General features: G+C 68.2%; 16 protein-coding genes and 1 riboswitch. Of the genes, 8 read left to right on the top strand and 8 right to left on the bottom strand.

Features of this window, described 5'->3' with window-relative positions:
* The first annotated feature begins 80 nt into the window (after positions 1-80).
* Positions 81-1430 carry a threonine/serine exporter family protein gene (locus tag ACW9PK_RS05655; RefSeq protein ID WP_400697140.1) on the top strand — a complete coding sequence of 450 codons (1350 nt, stop codon included), beginning with the start codon at positions 81-83 and terminating at the stop codon, positions 1428-1430.
* An 88-nt stretch (positions 1431-1518) separates the two neighbouring features.
* On the opposite strand, the gene ACW9PK_RS05650 is transcribed toward ACW9PK_RS05655, so the two are convergent.
* Positions 1519-2022 (bottom strand): FBP domain-containing protein, encoded by a 504-nt coding sequence (locus tag ACW9PK_RS05650; RefSeq protein ID WP_457016985.1) that lies wholly within the window; start codon positions 2020-2022, stop codon positions 1519-1521.
* 504 nt (positions 2023-2526) lie between these two features.
* On the opposite strand from ACW9PK_RS05650, the gene ACW9PK_RS05645 reads away from it, so the two are divergent.
* Together ACW9PK_RS05645 and recQ are read left to right on the top strand one after the other, a co-directional pair.
* Entirely contained in the window at positions 2527-3669 is a 1143-nt protein-coding gene (locus tag ACW9PK_RS05645) for a Fic family protein (RefSeq protein WP_457016983.1), read from the top strand.
* A 70-nt stretch (positions 3670-3739) separates the two neighbouring features.
* Positions 3740-5590 (top strand): DNA helicase RecQ, encoded by a 1851-nt coding sequence (gene recQ, locus ACW9PK_RS05640; RefSeq protein WP_457016981.1) that lies wholly within the window; start codon positions 3740-3742, stop codon positions 5588-5590.
* A gap of 28 nt (positions 5591-5618) precedes the next feature.
* Here the strand turns inward: recQ and ACW9PK_RS05635 are convergent, their stop codons facing one another.
* Together ACW9PK_RS05635 and ACW9PK_RS05630 are read right to left on the bottom strand one after the other, a co-directional pair.
* Positions 5619-6467: an alpha/beta fold hydrolase gene (locus ACW9PK_RS05635; RefSeq protein WP_457016979.1), complete on the bottom strand. Its 849-nt coding sequence runs from the start codon at positions 6465-6467 to the stop codon at positions 5619-5621.
* 76 nt (positions 6468-6543) lie between these two features.
* Positions 6544-6837, bottom strand: a complete 294-nt coding sequence (locus ACW9PK_RS05630) for a hypothetical protein (RefSeq protein ID WP_457016977.1) — start codon at positions 6835-6837, stop codon at positions 6544-6546.
* A gap of 139 nt (positions 6838-6976) precedes the next feature.
* Between ACW9PK_RS05630 and ACW9PK_RS05625 the strand changes: the two genes are divergently transcribed.
* Together ACW9PK_RS05625 and ACW9PK_RS05620 are read left to right on the top strand one after the other, a co-directional pair.
* A complete protein-coding gene (locus tag ACW9PK_RS05625; RefSeq protein ID WP_457016975.1) occupies positions 6977-7315 on the top strand; it encodes a hypothetical protein in 339 nt (112 codons plus the stop codon).
* Positions 7243-7995 (top strand): helix-turn-helix domain-containing protein, encoded by a 753-nt coding sequence (locus tag ACW9PK_RS05620; RefSeq protein ID WP_457016973.1) that lies wholly within the window; start codon positions 7243-7245, stop codon positions 7993-7995. Before ACW9PK_RS05625 ends, ACW9PK_RS05620 begins: the two co-directional genes overlap by 73 nt.
* A gap of 24 nt (positions 7996-8019) precedes the next feature.
* Here the strand turns inward: ACW9PK_RS05620 and ACW9PK_RS05615 are convergent, their stop codons facing one another.
* Positions 8020-8493: a MarR family winged helix-turn-helix transcriptional regulator gene (locus ACW9PK_RS05615; RefSeq protein WP_330445967.1), complete on the bottom strand. Its 474-nt coding sequence runs from the start codon at positions 8491-8493 to the stop codon at positions 8020-8022.
* 175 nt (positions 8494-8668) lie between these two features.
* On the opposite strand from ACW9PK_RS05615, the gene ACW9PK_RS05610 reads away from it, so the two are divergent.
* Positions 8669-9961 carry an MFS transporter gene (locus ACW9PK_RS05610; protein ID WP_457016971.1) on the top strand — a complete coding sequence of 431 codons (1293 nt, stop codon included), beginning with the start codon at positions 8669-8671 and terminating at the stop codon, positions 9959-9961.
* 891 nt (positions 9962-10852) lie between these two features.
* Here the strand turns inward: ACW9PK_RS05610 and ACW9PK_RS05605 are convergent.
* The 3 genes from ACW9PK_RS05605 to ACW9PK_RS05595 all read right to left on the bottom strand — a co-directional run bounded on the left by ACW9PK_RS05605 (position 10853) and on the right by ACW9PK_RS05595 (position 12017).
* Positions 10853-11017 carry a DUF4113 domain-containing protein gene (locus ACW9PK_RS05605; protein WP_019310392.1) on the bottom strand — a complete coding sequence of 55 codons (165 nt, stop codon included), beginning with the start codon at positions 11015-11017 and terminating at the stop codon, positions 10853-10855.
* Positions 11018-11088: 71 nt separating this feature from the next.
* Positions 11089-11352, bottom strand: coding sequence for a DinB/UmuC family translesion DNA polymerase (locus ACW9PK_RS05600; protein ID WP_147436644.1), 264 nt, complete (start codon positions 11350-11352; stop codon positions 11089-11091).
* Positions 11352-12017, bottom strand: a complete 666-nt coding sequence (locus ACW9PK_RS05595; RefSeq protein ID WP_050899464.1) for a Y-family DNA polymerase — start codon at positions 12015-12017, stop codon at positions 11352-11354. Before ACW9PK_RS05595 ends, ACW9PK_RS05600 begins: the two co-directional genes overlap by 1 nt.
* A 141-nt stretch (positions 12018-12158) precedes the next feature.
* Here ACW9PK_RS05595 and ACW9PK_RS05590 point away from each other — a divergent pair, with 141 nt between their 5' ends.
* On the top strand, positions 12159-12920 hold the full coding sequence (locus tag ACW9PK_RS05590; protein ID WP_312918225.1) for a class I SAM-dependent methyltransferase: 762 nt from the start codon (positions 12159-12161) through the stop codon (positions 12918-12920).
* A gap of 139 nt (positions 12921-13059) precedes the next feature.
* Here the strand turns inward: ACW9PK_RS05590 and ACW9PK_RS05585 are convergent, their stop codons facing one another.
* Positions 13060-13722, bottom strand: a complete 663-nt coding sequence (locus tag ACW9PK_RS05585; RefSeq protein WP_186317164.1) for a C40 family peptidase — start codon at positions 13720-13722, stop codon at positions 13060-13062.
* A gap of 5 nt (positions 13723-13727) precedes the next feature.
* Positions 13728-13876, bottom strand: a riboswitch (cyclic di-AMP (ydaO/yuaA leader).
* Positions 13877-14507: 631 nt separating this feature from the next.
* Here ACW9PK_RS05585 and ACW9PK_RS05580 point away from each other — a divergent pair.
* On the top strand, positions 14508-14918 hold the full coding sequence (locus ACW9PK_RS05580; protein WP_019310387.1) for a four-helix bundle copper-binding protein: 411 nt from the start codon (positions 14508-14510) through the stop codon (positions 14916-14918).
* Positions 14919-15230: the final 312 nt, after the last annotated feature.

The raw sequence follows: 15230 nt of genomic DNA, 5'->3' as shown, positions 1-15230 counted from the left end.
GCGCCTTGCGTCCAACCTCTCACCCCCCTGGGATCGCACCCACCTCGCCCGTAACCGGCCCGTCCCACTACGCTTTGTCGGTGCTTACCACTGAACAGGCTGCTTACAAACTCGCCTTCCAGATTGCGGACGCCCTGATCCGCAGCGGGGCCGGGTCCGCCAACACCACCAAGTCCCTGCTGTCGATCTTTCGCAAGACGGACCTGCGGGACGTCACGGTGAGCGTGGGCCTGGGGCAGGTGACCATCAGCCACCAGGATGCGCCGGACAAGGCGCCGAGCACTCGCGTGTTCGAGTCCCAGCCCGGAACCCTGGACATCCAGCTGCGCACGGACACGGGCGAGGTGCTGGAGGACTTCGTGCTCGGCCGGATCTCTGCAGAGGAGGGCATCCAGCGCATGGATGAGATCCTCGCGGAGTCCCGGCACATCGGCCACCGTCTGACGGTGACCGGTTTCGGGATGTTCGGTGTCGGGTTCGCTCTCATCCTGGGCGGAAGCTGGCCCACCGCCATCACGGCCGCGATCGTCTCCGCGGCCGTCTACGGGGTCTACGCCTTCGTCCAGCGCGTCAAGGCCCCCGAGGTCTTCAGCCTGGCGGCCGGGGGGCTGACCGCGGTGCTGGGGGCGACCGTGGCGGGGGTGCTCTTCGACATCACCCAGACGGCCGTGTGCATCGTGGCCGCGCTGGCCGCGTGGCTCGCCGGGATCGCCGCGTACGGTGCGGTGCACGACGTCATCACCGGGTGGTACGTCTCCGCCTCCGGGCGCATCTTCGAGGCCATCACGAGCACTGCCGGTCTGGTGGCTGGTGTGACCATCGGGATCCACGCCATGCGGCCGCTCGTGGGGGACTCCGTGGACTACATCGAGACGCTGCAGATGGACGATTCCCGCTGGGCCCTCACCGTCCTTGGTGCCGCCGTGGTCTCCGCCGGTTTCGCGCTCGCCTCGGGTGGTCGTGGGTGGAAGCTGGCGTCCCTCGGTCTATTCGGCGGCCTGGTGCAGCTGGGGGTCCTCGCCATCACCGCCACGGGCATCAGTTCGTTCGGTGCCATTCTGATCGCCTCGATCGTCGCGGGCATCCTGAGCGTCACCCTCACCCGCGCCCTGAACCTGGCCTCGAACGCCACGCTCATGGTCGTCCTGCTCCCGCTGTTCCCGGGAATGCTCGTCTACCAGGGTGTCCTGGGCGTGATCTTCGGCCTCGAAGACGCCGGGGAGAACGTCCTCGAGGCTGCCATCACCGCGTTCTGCCTGTGCATGGGCGGCATGCTCGGGCAGTACGTGGCGTCCGAGATCCTCTGGGCCGGGCGGCGTCGCCAGTTCGTGCGTCACCACCCGGGCCAGAAGTTCCGCCGCGAGATGGCGAACGAGGAGAACTTCAGCGACATCATGGTTCCGATCTTCTCCAAGCCCTTCACCAGCTGACGCGGGCGCAGATCAAGCTGGGGCGGTCCGCGCTGCGCGCCCGGCGGCGGGGTGGGTCCTGCCCGCGTCCGCCCCGCCGCGGAGGCCGCTACTTCCCCATGACCTCGGCCACGCGCTCCACGAGCCCGCGCATGTTGGCGAGCGCGCGATCGGCGCGCTCCTCCGGGCTCATGGTCTCCTCCATCTGCCGGATGCCCTCGGGCTTGCGGCGCCCCAGCGTGTAGTCGCTGCACGCCAGGTTCGAGCACACGTAGGTGCCCACGGAGTTGTAGCGGTCCTTCGCGGTCTTGGAACGCTGGATCGACACCAGTGAGACGCCGCTGGCCGGGTGCAACGTCAGGCAGATCTGACACATACGTGCGCCACCGCTCGCCTTCTGCGCGCTCTTCTTGAGCACCAGCCCGCGCAGCCCGTGCTCGGTCTCGACGACGACGTAGCCCGCCCGCGGTGACTTCGGGTCGTACCAGCCCAGGAAGATCTGGGACTCCCAGTCCCCGTGGAGCACGTCCTGCGGGATGTTGATGCGCTGCGCGGCGCCCTTGGAGCAGTTGACGAAGCTCTTGCGGATCTCGGTTTCTGTATGCGTATTCATGTTCTTTGGTCCTTCGAGGATGGTCTCCCCCTGCCTGCCACGTGCGGGTCAGGACGGCGCGCGGGCACCCGGGTGCCAAGGAGTGCCGCGTGGTGCGGGGGGGGGGGGTGACGGCGTTCGGCGCGCTCGTGGAGCGCGGTCGCCGCGGGGAGGTGGAAAAGGGTGGGTGAAAGCGCGCGACGGGCTGGTCTTCACCCGCCGCGTCCGGTCAGCGCTGTCTAGTGCCGGCGGTGAAGAAGCCGGCAACCCCCTGACGCACGAAAGCCTCGTTCCTCCACGGCTGTGGATCTCGAAAACGTACGGGGACAGTTTAGATCCACCGTGGGCTGCCCACCACCTGGCATCGGGTCGCCCAGAAGGGTATCCCGCTGGAGGTGAGCATCAAGTTCCCATACTCGTAGAAGTCAAGAATTTACAAGTGGGTATTACCCCCTTTCCCCGTGTTTCTAGGGGACAGAGGCTCCGATGTTCAAATTTGTCTAATCCTCGGCTAAATTTTGATACATGCAACCCATGGTCTTCCCCGAGGTCGATTTCGCGAGTGCGCTCGTGACGGATCTGTTCGCCCTGGAGCGGGTGCGCGTGGATTTTCGTACTGAGCACCTTGACGACCCTCTTGGCCTGGAGCTGCGCAGGCTGTTCCAAGGTCTCACGAGCGTCATGTCGGCACGCATCGAAGGGAACCGGACCACGGTGGCGGATGTCGTGGCCGAAGCCCGGCGGGCCGCGGCCACGGGACAGCCAGCAGCAGACGCCGTGCGAGAGATTCTGCAGCTGGAGCAGGCAACTGACTACATGGACGAGTTGGCAGCCCATGGAAGGCTGTCCCTGACTCATGGGCTGATCCGTGAACTCCACCAGCTCGCCGTGCAGGGACTCGAACGTGAGGGTGACGAGCACCCGGGCAGCTATCGAACAATCCCCGTCGGGATCGCTGGAGCGTCCCACGTCCCGCCCGCACCCGGGTCCGTCCAGGCGGACATGGACCAGCTCCTGGAGTTTGCAAACAAGGAAGTACCCGCACAGCACCAACTCCTCCAGATCGCGCTGGTCCACCACCGGTTCGTCTGGATACATCCGTTTGCCAATGGTAACGGGCGGGTCTCACGCCTGCTGACGTACGCCATGCTGAGCAACCAGGGCTACACCTCCAGGAGCGCCGCGCGTCCGCTCAACCCCACAGCAGTTTTTGGTGCCGACCGGCAGTCGTACTACGACCACCTCGCGGGAGCGGACTCCCTGAGCCCGGAGGGGGTGCTGGCCTGGGCCGGGTATGTGATCCACGGCCTCAAGGACGACATGGACAGGGTCAGTCGGCTTGCTGCCCCCCGCTTCATTTCCGAGGAGGTCGTGGGGCCCTCGGTCAATGCCGCCCTCGCGGCGGGGGAGCTCACGGAGACGGAGGCAGATGTGATCTACGCGGTGGCGCGCCAAGGGAAGGCCAAAGCGGGCGATCTCGAAGACGTGATCAAGGGGTCTCCGTCGAACAGGAGCCACCGTCTGCGCCGCATGGTCGAGTCCGGGTTGCTACAGAAGATGTCAGGGCCGGGGCGGTACGTGGTGAGTCTGCATCGCAACGTTCTGACCAAGCACGTGGTGCGCCGCCTCAACCAGTTGGACATGCTCCCGGCTATCCTGCGTGACTGAGGTGCGGGACTGTCCACGCGACGGCAGGTGAGCGCACAATGCTCCAGTGCTCAGCACCTACCCTGGAGGCATGACTTCCTCCGCCACTGCCACCACCTCCCTGGGCGTCCTACAGGAGGTTTTCGGGTACGACGCCTTCCGTGGGGAGCAGGCGGAGATCATCGAGCAGGTGGTGGCCGGTGGGGACGCCGTGGTGCTGATGCCCACCGGCGGCGGCAAGTCCCTGTGCTACCAGATCCCCGCACTGCTGCGGGACGGTACGGGCGTGGTGGTCTCCCCGCTGATCGCGCTCATGGCGGACCAGGTGGCCGCGCTCGAGGCCGTGGGCATCCGCGCCGCGTACCTCAACTCCACCCTGGAGCCCTACGAGGCGCAGGAGGTGGAGCGGCAGCTTCTCGCCGGGGACATTGACCTGCTCTACATGGCCCCCGAACGGCTCATCCTGTCGCGCACCGTTGAGCTGCTGAAGCGCGCACCGATCGCCCTGTTCGCGATCGACGAGGCGCACTGCGTCTCCCAGTGGGGGCATGACTTCCGCCCCGACTACATGGGGCTGTCCGTGCTTGCGGACGCCTTCCCGGATGTTCCCCGCATCGCACTCACCGCGACCGCCACCCGGGCCACCCACCAGGAGATCACCGAGCGGCTGCGCATGGAGAACGCGCGGCACTTCGTCTCCAACTTCGACCGCCCCAACATCCAGTACCGGATCGAGTCCAAGGACCGCGCGAAGGACCAGCTGCTGCGGCTCATCCAGTCGGAGCACCCGGGGGAGGCGGGCATCGTCTACTGCATGTCCCGCAAGAGCGTGGAGTCCACCGCCGCGTGGCTCAGCGCCCGCGGGGTCGACGCCATGCCCTACCACGCGGGTCTCGACGCCGCAGTGCGCCAGGACACGCAGGTGCGGTTCCTGCGGGAGGAGGGGATCGTCGTCGTCGCCACGATCGCGTTCGGCATGGGCATCGACAAGCCGGACGTCCGCTTCGTCGCCCACCTGGACCTGCCTAAGAGCATCGAGGGGTACTACCAGGAGACAGGCCGCGCTGGTCGCGATGGTATGCCCGCAACGGCATGGATGGCGTACGGCCTGGGCGACGTGGTCAACCAGCGGCGCATGATCGACCAGGGAGACGGATCTGACCTGCACAAACGCAATGCGCGCTCGCACCTGGACGCCGTGCTCGCCCTGTGCGAGACCACGGACTGCCGTCGTGTGCAGCTGCTGCGGTACTTCGGACAGGACTCCGAGCCGTGCGGCAACTGCGACACGTGCCTGAACCCGCCCAAGGTCTGGGACGCCACCGTGCCCGCCCAGAAGCTGCTGTCCACGCTCATCAGGCTGCAACGCGAACGCGGTGAGCAGTTCGGCTCCGGCAAGGTCTTCGACATCCTGCTGGGCCGCAGCAACGAGCGCACGGAGGCGTCGCGCCACCAGGAGCTGAGCGTGTGGGGGATCGGGCAGGACCTCTCCGAGCGGGAGTGGCGCTCGGTACTGCGGCAGCTGCTTGCCCGCCGGGTCGTGGAGGCCGTCGGTGATTTCGGCGTGCTCGTTCCCGGCCCGGAGGCCGGACCCGTGCTGCGCGGTGAGGGCACCCTGGAGCTGGCGGTGGACAGGACGCCCACGGCGCGCGCGAACGGACGCGCCCGCAGCGGCGGGGGCAGCGGGCGCTCACGGGCCGCGGACACCCTGGACGAGGCCGCGAAGGAGACCTTCGAGGCGCTGCGGGAGTGGCGGACATCGGTGGCCAAGGAGAAGCAGATCCCGCCCTACATGGTGTTCTCGGACGCCACGCTCGTCGGCATCGTGGAGGCCGCCCCGGCCTCGACCGCGCAGCTCAGCGGCATCAGCGGAGTGGGCGCCAAGAAGCTCGCCGAATACGGGGACGCCGTGTTGGAGGTGCTGGGCTCCCCGGGGTCCTGACGGTGAGAACTGCCCCGGCCGTTCGGCGTCAGTCGGACGTGACGGAGGATATGCGGTCCACGATGGCCTCGGCCACCGCGGGGGCCTCCCGCTCGGGCAGCCAGTGCCCGGCATCGAGCTCGATGAACTCGTACGGCGCGTGCACGTACACCTCGGTCTCCTCCGCGGCCGTTCGGCCCAGGGCGGGATCCCGGTTGCCCCACACGAACGTGGTGGGCATCGTGATGATGCCGTTTCCAGCATTCTTACCGGTCACGCCGTCCTTGCGCAGCATGGCGCGGTACCAGTTGATGGGCCCGCGCAGGTCGTCCGCGGTGGCGAAGCGACGCTCGTAGCGTTCCGCGGCCTCCTCGGGGATGCCCGCACGGCGGGTGAGGGTTCCCACGCGACCGGCGAGCAGACGCTCCGGTACGGCGGGGATCTGGAACATGCCGATGTACCAAGATTTCTTGACCTGGTCCGGGGTCTTGAGCGCGTGCCCGAGCGCGGTGGGGTGCGGGGTGGACAGCACGGTCAGCGAGGTCACCCGCTCCGGTGCGCGCAGGGCGATGTCCCAGGCGAGCACCCCTCCCCAGTCGTGGCCCACCAGGTGGAACCGCTCCGCTCCGGCCTCGTCCGCGAGGGCCAGCGCGTCCCCGGAGAGCTCCTCGCGGCGGTACGAGGCCAGCTCGGTGGGTCGGGCGCCCGGGGAGTACCCACGCTGGTCCATGGCGAGAGTGCGCAGCCCCTGCGCGTTCAGCCGTGCGGCGACGTCGTCCCAGCCGCGGGCATCCTGCGGGAAACCGTGCAGCAACAGGACCACGGGGCCGTCCTCCGGGCCCTGGTCGAGAACGTCGAACGTGAGTCCCTGTCGCGTGAAGCTGGTGATCCGAGTCATGCCTCCACCCTATGGCGCACGGAGGGGCTCGTCAGCCGTGGCCCCGGACCTGGGGTGGGTCTGCGGCGGAGCGGGTCTAGAAGAACCCGATGACGCGCCCAATGATGACCAGGACGGTGAACGGTGTCACGACCACGGCCAGTCCGATCAGCACGACCTTGCCCACGGCGCCCTCACCGGGGCGCTCGCGGTCGAGGTGCTCTCCGGGCGGGAGCCCGTGGTGCGGGTGCTGCGCGCGGCGGCCGCTCACCGGGAGCTGCCCGTGTACCTGTTGAGCCGCCAAGTGCGGTTCGTGGCCGTCACGCAGGAGGTGCACCGCCGGATCGCCGCGCGCCAGCTCGAGCAGCTGGAGACGGACCGCCGCATCCACGAGGTCTTCACCCAGCTGACCCTGGAGGCTGCCCCGGTCCAGCGGATCGTTGTGGAAGCCGGGCGGCTACTGGGTGCCGAGGTCGTGTGGCGGCGGCGTGCGGCGTCGTCGTCACCGGAGGACAGGGGGGGCCGTTCCCGTGGTGGTCGCGAGGGAGACGGTCGGGTGGCTGTCCGCCGAGCCGCGGGGTGCCGGGCCCGCGTTGCGCGCCACCGTGCTGGAGCGGGCGGGGCAGGCGGTGGCGCTCACGCTGCTGTCCGAGCGCAGCCGCCGGAATGAGAAGCGCCAGGCGGAGACCGCCCTGCTGCACGAGCTTCGGCGCCCGTGGAACGTGGACGAGAACTCCGCGCGGCGGCGTGCGCGCGAACTCGGGATCGGCGTGCTGAGCGAGGCGGCCCCGGCCGCGTGGCTGCCAGTGGTCGTGCGCTGGGAGCGCCCGGCGGCGGCGCCGTGCTCGATGCGCTCGCATGGGCGCTGAGCCGGGAGCGCACGACGGCGCTTGCTGGCCGTCTTGGCGCTGCCTCCGTGGCCGTGCTGGTGCCGCTGGCCGCGCGCACCCCTCAGGGCGCCGTGGTGGAACGGGTGCTTACGGCGGCGGAGCAGCGCCTGGAGGGAGCGTGGCGGGTGCTCGCGGGGGTCTCCGATCCAGAGTCGCGGATGATTGGCGCGGCCGTCCGTCTGGATGAGGCCGAAATGATCGCGGAGGCCGCGGTGTCCCTGCTCGTGCGGGACGGTTGCGCGGAAGGTGGCCCCTCGCAGGACGGGACCGTGGCGGACCGCGCGGCACGGCAGGACGCCGCCCGGTCCGGTTCTGTGCGCTCCGGTTCCGCGCGGCGGCGGTGCTTCCGCGCACAGGACGTGCGGCTGCGCGGGCTGCTCGCGATGTTGCGCGGGGACGAGCGCGCGCAGATGTTCGCGCGCGCGGAACTCGGGAGCGTCCTGGACGTGGAGCGCCACGAGGACCGTGAGCTGTTGACACAGTTCCTGGCGTGCGACGGGAACAAGAGCCTGCTGGCCCAGCGGATCCACCTCTCCCGCCCGGCGCTCTGCGGGCGGCTGGCCCGGCTGGAACGCAGGCTGGGGGTGTCGCTGGACGATCCGGAGTCGCGGACGTCCCTGCACGTGGCGCTGCTGATCACGGAGGTGGAGGGGTGCTGAGGACGGCCCGGGCGGCGTCGTGCGCTAGGACTCGGTGGGGTAGTCGCGCGGCCAGCTGTGGCCGAGGGTGGCCTCCACGCTCTCGTTGAAGCGGCGGGTGAGACGGGCCAGCGCGGTGACGTCCTCCTGCGGCCAGTCCGCAATGAAACGCTGGTAGGACTCGCGGCGGACCTCCAGTTCCTCCGCAAGACGGCGCACGCCCTCCTCGGTGGGCTGGTGCTTCTTGGCGACGCCGCCCTCAGGGTCCTTGATGCGCTCGATCAGACCGCTCTTCATGGCGGCTGCGACCTGCCGGTGGACGGTGGAGATGTCCAGGCCGAAGGACTGGGCCAGCTCGGCCACACTCATGGGGCCGCCGGCCTGCAGACGGGCGAGGAGCACGGTGGAGCTGCGGTCCAGCGCCTCTCGGCGGGACTGGGGTGGCGCTCCCTGGAGGGCGTATCTCGAGAGCAGCATGTTCTCGTAGACGAGTTCGCTCACTGAGTCATCGCTGTGCACGGTTCCATCCTTTCATCCCCGGGTGGACGGCTTCCGAGGGGCTGCCGCCGTGGCAGCTCTCAACGGTAGGCGGGGCGGAAAGACGGGGGAGCGGGGTCGTCGACAAAAATTGCATAATACAAATCCTGGGGTAATATCTTGCACTATACAAACCCAAAAACTCCAGGAGGTGCCCGTGTCGGTCGACGCGAAGGACGACGTTCCCACAGGTCAACTGCCGGTTGTGGTGGAGCAGGCCACGCCCGGTCCCGCGCACTCGGCGGGCCCGGCACGGCTGGTCACTCCCACGTTCGTGGTGGCGTGGGTGGTCAACTTCCTGCAGTACCTGACCTTCTACATGCTGGTCACCACCATGGCGCTGTACGCGGTAAAGAGCTTTGCCGCCTCGGACGCGGTGGGCGGTTTCGCGTCCAGTGCGTTCGTGGTGGGGGCGACCGTCGCGCGGCTGGTCTCCGGATACCTCGTGGACATCCTTGGCCGCCGGAAGATGCTGCTGATCGCGCTCGTGGTCGTGGTGGTCGCGTGCGCGCTGTACCTGCCTGCCGGGTCTCTGCCCGTGCTGATCGGGGTGCGTCTGCTGCACGGTTTCGGGTACGCGTTCGCGAGCACCGCCGTCATGACGATCGCGCAGTCCGTGATCCCCGACTCCCGCCGCGGCGAGGGCACCGGGTACTTCGCGCTGGGCACCACGCTGGCCACTGCGGTGGGGCCCGCGCTGGGGCTCTTCCTGGTGGGTTCGCTGAACTACACGTGGCTGTTCTGGACGACCCTCGTCACCGCCGTGCTCGGCCTGGTGCTGGGTGTCTTCTTGCGGGAGCCCCTGGTCAAGCGTGAAGCCCAGGCCAACCAGGAGGTGGACAAGCAGCGCGCCGCCTTCTCGCTCAGCGACATCGCCCACCCGGCAGTGCTGCCCATCGGCTCCTTCATGCTGGTGGTGGGCGTCTGCTACGCGGGCGTCATCACCTACCTCAACGCCTATGCCGAGGACCGCGGAGTCACCACCGGCGCCGCTCTGTTCTTCGTGGCGTACGCCGTGGCCATGCTGATCATGCGCCTAGTGCTGGGCAAGGTGCAGGACCAGCGCGGCGACAACGTGGTGGTCTACCTGGGCCTCGTCTGCTTCGCTGTGGCCCTGGGCATCCTGGCGGTGGCCAACCAGGACTGGCAGGTGGTCGTGGCCGGCGCCATGACCGGTCTGGGCTACGGCACCCTCATGCCCGCCGCGCAGGCCATCGCCGTGAGCGCGGTGCCCGCCCACAAGCTGGGCACCGGCATCTCCACGCTGCTGTTGCTCATGGACGTGGGCGTGGGCGTGGGTCCCGTGATTCTGGGTCTGTTGCTCTCCGCCGCCGGTTTCGGGGCCATGTACGCGGTTCTCGCCGTGCTGGTAGTCGTTGCCGCCGTGCTGTACCACGCGGTTCACGGGCGGCACCCGCACGCCAAGCGGGGGCGGCTCGTGGTGGACTGAGGTTCGCTCTTTCGGGGGCCCGTGGTTTTCACTGCGGGCCCCTTTCCGTTGTACGGCTGCGTTCGGGGACGACGACGGTGAGGGGCCGGGTGGGCGCGTCTCGTCGTCTCCGCGCCAGGCGGTGCCCTCTCTTCCTGGATCCACTGGTCACGGGACCACCAGCACGGCACCCGCGCCTCCGCGCCCTCCGCCGGGTCCGGGGTCCAGGACTTGCCCGTGCGCGCACGGGGAGTGTGGGCCTCGGTCACCGGGAACCGCTGGGCGCTGCGGCACATGCTCCGACGACGGGCGGGGGTTGCGGGGGCTTGTGCCCCCACCAACCCCCGTGCCTCCAATGGGGATAATGGGGTTAGCGGCGTCGCTAAGTCTGCTGGTAGCCTAGACATAGCAACACCTCGATGGGTGCTTTACCTGGTGTCTCATGAGGAACTTTCGTTGCTATCGGAACACCGCGAGAGTTTGGTCGCTGGAACGGTGTTCGAGACTTTGAAGGCGGTCCCTGGCGGGGGGCCGCCTTCAGTCATGTGCGGGCGGGTATTCGTATTGGGGTAGATCGAGGCTCCGTGCTGCTTGAGCGACGATCCACCATGACATGCTCACGTCGTCCTGCGCCGCAGCGGAGCGGATGGCGGTTTCCACTTCCTGCGGGATCTGGATGACGAGGGGAACCATAGGCCCCAAGGCGCGAGGTATGCGGCGCGCCCCCTTGTCAGTCATGTGACAAAGTATGCCCCATGATTCTGCATTCGTACACAAACCGCCGCTGGTGTGTCGCCAGGCAGGCCAAAAACAGGAATCAGCTGACGGTGCGCAAGGCGTTCCAGTCGGTGGTGTAGCCGGGGGAGAGGGCTGCCTGGTGGTTGTCCCAGGGCTGGGGGCGCTGGTCGCGGATCAGCCCAAGCCGACCGTGCCGGTGCCGAACCGGGTGTTGACGGCGTCGATCAGGGACCCGATGGGCGCTGTGGTGGGGGCGGTACCGGGCAGGGGCGCGGCAGCACCGGTGTCGGTGAGCTCCAGGCACATCACCCCGGCGCGCATGTACGGGATCCCGTGCACCAGGTGCGGCTCCAGGGCCCTGCGGGCCGTAGCGGCCAGCGCCCCGGGCTCGTGTGTCGGAGCAGGCAGCCTTACATGAGCGTTGGGGTGGTGTGGTCAGGGCCTGGGCGGTGGGGTGAGGTGGCGGCGAAGACCGTCAGACGTGCGGCTTCCTGGTCCTCCTTGCGCAGCCGGCGCGCGGCCCGCTGGGCGAAATCGGCCACCGCCTCTGCGATCAGGGCAGGGTCGAGGATTGGTTCGGGGAAGGAGCGGGAGACCAGGATCTGCTGCTTGGTGGCGGTCTCTTCTTCCACGGGGATCGCCGGCACCGCGTTGAGCTCGAGCGCGGTGCGCATCAGCACCACGGAGAACCGATCGCGGATCCGTACCGGGTCAGCGTCGCGCAGCTCGGCGACGGTGGTGGTCCCCTGGGCTGCCAGGCGGCGGGCGGTGCGCGCGGCCACCCCCACACCTCGGTCACTGGCAGGGTGCCCATAAGCCGGCCCCAGAAGCCCGGCGGGGTGTTCTCCCAGTGCACCACGCCCCCGGTGGCGGGGATCTTCTTGGCCGCTTCGGTGGCCAGCTTGGCCAGGGTCTTGGTGGGGGCGATGCCCACGCTGACGGGCAGCCCCACGTTGCGCGCTACCAACCGCTGCAGCTCCCGGCCCCAGGCCAGCAGCTCGCGTGTGTGCCCGGGGGGAGGGGTCAGGAAGCACTCGTCGATCGAGTAGATCTCCTGTGCCTGGGCGTAGCGGTCCAGCAGAGCCATGGTGCGTTGGGAGAGATCGGCGTAGAGCGGGTAGTTCGAGGATCTACGCTGCAAGCCCCACCGGCGGGCATCGGCGGCGATCTTGAACCACGGATCTCCCATCTGGATCCCCAGGGCCTTGGCTTCGGCGGAGCGGGCGACCACACACCCGTCGTTGTTGCTCAGCACCACAGTGGGCTTGCCGAGCAGGGACGGGTCGAAAAGACGTTCGCAGGACACGTAGCAGTTGTTCACGTCCACCAGGGCGATCACGCCGAGCGCCCCACGGGGCGTGTTGGTATGTCGCGATGTTCGTTCTTGCGATGTTCCCTGTGCTTGGAGATCTGATCCCTGCCCATGAGAGCAGGTATAGCCGCCGGAGGCGACATCATTGCTGACCCCGCGTGAGGGGGCATGGGTGGGGGTCCGGAGGCCAGGGACCTAGCTTCCTCGAATCAGCGGCCGCGCCCACCCCGGGCGGTGTGCATAGCGAGGTCGCCTCGTCCTTGCCGAGCCGGTTCACTGCTGTCGATCGTGGAACTAGGCTCGGCGCACACGATCCGGATGCACCGGGAGGGGGAGTCCATGCCGAGGATGTCCGCTCTAGAAGCTTCGTGCTGCCGCAGTGCGCCATGGAGTCTTTTGGCCCGGCGAATGGTCCCCTGGGCGACCCAAGGCTTCCCCGTCACCGGGAACGTGCTGGAAATCGGCGGGGGCAGCGGGGCGATGGCCGAAGCGATCGTCCAAGCCAACCCTTGGGTGCGGCTCACTACGACCGACGCCGACCCGGTGATGGTTGAGGTTGCGCAGCAATGCCTTGTCAGATTCCCCCATGCTGAGGCCTGTCAGGCCGACGCCACCCGCCTGCCCTTCGAGGACGAGTCATTTGACACGGTTGTGAGCTTCCTGATGCTCCACCACGTCATCGAGTGGGAACACGCGGTGGTCGAGGGGTCCCGGGTTTTGCGGCCGGGCGGGGCATTGGTGGGATACGACCTGCTTGCCTCACGGATGGCCTCCTTGGTGCACCGGGCCGATCGCTCTCCCCACCGACTCATCGACCCCGGAGCCTTCGAACCAGTTCTCGACCAGGTCGGCCTGGAGCTCCTCGCCCTCCGGTTGTCCTTCGGTGGGCGGATTCTACGCTTTGTTGCCCAGAAGCCAGCTACGCGGTGACCTGCGTTGGCAACCAGGCCTGGACTGCGGGATGAGATCCCGTGCTGTGGGGGCCCTGTCGTTGACAGGGCCCCCACAGCACGGGGGCGGCTTCTCCGGGAGCCCCTGGGTGGATGCCCAAGGCATCCAGTGGTGTGGGTCAGCGGAAGGTGACGTAGCCGACCACGGGCATGGCGTTGACGTCGTGGACGAAGGTGCCCTGGGTCGGATTCAGCGCGGAGATCATCTTGCCGCCGCCCAGGTAGACCCCGATGTGGCCGCCACCGTTCTGGACGACAAGGTCACCGGGCTGGGGGTTGGCGGTCGGGGTACCAGCCGCCCACTGGGCCTGGCTGGTGCGGGGGATCTCGATGCCGTTCTGGGCGTAGACCCACTGGGTGAACCCGGAGCAGTCCCAGGCGCCGAAGGCGGTACCACCCCAGACGTAACCACCGCCCACACCCTGCATGGCGGTGCCCACGAGCCCGCTCCCGGAAGTGGAGACAGCAGTAGTGTCGGTGGACTGGACGGAAACATCCGAGGCCGAGGCCATCTGCGGCGTCGAGGCCGCCTGCGCCCCAGGGGCCGGGGTGGCTGCCGGGACGATCGGGGCCGCGGCGGGGGACGAGGCCAGGGTCGCCACCACGGGGGCGGGGGTGGAGGAGGCGGTGTTCGAGGGGGTCGGTAGCTCGGCGTAGGCCTGGGCGGGTGCCACCGAGCCGAGCACCGTCGCACCAGCGGCGGCTGCGAGAGTGGTGCGGCGAACGAGGCGGGACGGGGTCTGGGCGCGGTGGCGAGCAGTACGGCGCTGGAACATGGGCATGAGTGGATTCCTCCCTTTGCCTGCGAGGTGAGCTGTCGGATGCGGGTGGGAGACACCCGGCCGGGCGGACGCGCGCGTCCGGCCGGCTTAACCCCCAGGCCCCAAGGGCGGGACCGTGTATGGTTCCCCCGCTTCTGCCAAGCGATGTCTTTTCAGCGGACCCCGGGCACCGGCAGAATTCGGCGATGTACCCGGGGATGCCAACCGGATCGGCGATCGGCACGCAGAGGACAGTAGCGAACAGATAACGGAAAAGTCACGTTACGGTTACGGCCGCTCCTCCCCCCTTGTTTCACCGCCGAGCGGGACGGAGAGACGCTCGGGAGTGACAGCCGAGGCGGCGGCCGCCTTCTACTCGCGCCCCAGCACATTGCTGCCGAAGAGGTGCATATCTGACGGCGACTAGCGGATTTACGCGGTGTGCGCCCAGGCCCTCCTGTACCTGCGGCTCCGTCAGAGGGGTGCAAGAGCGCAGCTGCCAGCCCCTGCCGCCCCACAGGGATTGGTAAGAAAAGGCTAGGAAATCATCCAGGCTATTTTCAGGAAGTCGTTCTCTTCCGGCGGCGCGAGAGAGATTTCTTCATGAGATCTTCATGGTTCCTATGCATCTTTCACAAAAGGAAATGGATGCGTGGCGTGGCGCGCGCCTCGCTCTCGGGATTTCTTCACGGAATCTTCAAGGAGTAAGTGCTTCATCCGGCCAGATCCGCAGTTTGCTGTCGGTTGTATGGCGGATTGGCTCCGGCCGGTTCGTCTCCTCGGCCGAACCGACGAAGGAGCAAGCCATGACTCATCATGTGACGTCGATGCTGGAGACCTACCCGAAGGACCTGGGCGGGGTGGACGAGGAGAAGCTAGCCGCCTGCATCGAGGCCTGTTTCCAGTGCGCCCAGACCTGTACCGCCTGCGCCGACGCGTGCCTGTCCGAGGACATGGTCGCGGAGCTGACCAAGTGCATCCGCACCAACTTGGACTGCGCGGATCTGTGCGAGGCCACCGGGCGGGTTCTCTCCCGGCACACCGGCTACGACGCGAACATCACCCTGGATGCGATCCGGGCCTGCCAGATGGCCTGTAAGGCCTGCGCGGACGAGTGCGAGAAGCACGCCTCGATGCACGAGCACTGCCGGATCTGCGCGGAGGCCTGTCGGCGCTGCGAGGCCACCTGCGCCGAGCTGGTCGCCGCCCTGGGCTGAGCCTGCCCCCGCGGACCCATCACCCGGGTGGCGGACGGCGGTGAGAAGCTCCGGGGCTGGCTGGGAGCGAGGCCGCGGAGCAAGCCCGAGCTGCACAAGTCGGGCGACGCCATGACACACCCACCGCCCGGGTGATGCCCCGGGTGACTGATCACCTGGGGAGAAGTTCCTCCACGGAAACCGGGCCTCTTCTGGAGGCCGACGCTGACCCACGGAGGCCGTGGATGGGCCTCCGTCGGTGAAAGAGGAATCTGATCCGTTGACCGGGCACCTCCGGAGGCGGGGGTTCTTTCTTCCCCCCGTATCTCATTG

It is taken from the genome of Kocuria sp. MNB10 (genome assembly GCF_054073685.1).
This window is presented reverse-complemented; position numbering and strand designations above follow the sequence as displayed.

Coding starts and splice junctions, on each gene's coding strand:
- ACW9PK_RS05650 (WP_457016985.1), bottom strand. CDS start 2,022: ATGAATACGCATACAGAAACCGAGATCCGCAAGAGCTTCGTCAACTGC.
- ACW9PK_RS05645 (WP_457016983.1), top strand. CDS start 2,527: ATGCAACCCATGGTCTTCCCCGAGGTCGATTTCGCGAGTGCGCTCGTG.
- recQ (WP_457016981.1), top strand. CDS start 3,740: ATGACTTCCTCCGCCACTGCCACCACCTCCCTGGGCGTCCTACAGGAG.
- ACW9PK_RS05635 (WP_457016979.1), bottom strand. CDS start 6,467: ATGACTCGGATCACCAGCTTCACGCGACAGGGACTCACGTTCGACGTT.
- ACW9PK_RS05600 (WP_147436644.1), bottom strand. CDS start 11,352: ATGCGCACCGCGCTCGAGCTCAACGCGGTGCCGGCGATCCCCGTGGAA.
- ACW9PK_RS05590 (WP_312918225.1), top strand. CDS start 12,159: ATGGGTGGGGGTCCGGAGGCCAGGGACCTAGCTTCCTCGAATCAGCGG.
- ACW9PK_RS05585 (WP_186317164.1), bottom strand. CDS start 13,722: ATGCCCATGTTCCAGCGCCGTACTGCTCGCCACCGCGCCCAGACCCCG.
- ACW9PK_RS05580 (WP_019310387.1), top strand. CDS start 14,508: ATGACTCATCATGTGACGTCGATGCTGGAGACCTACCCGAAGGACCTG.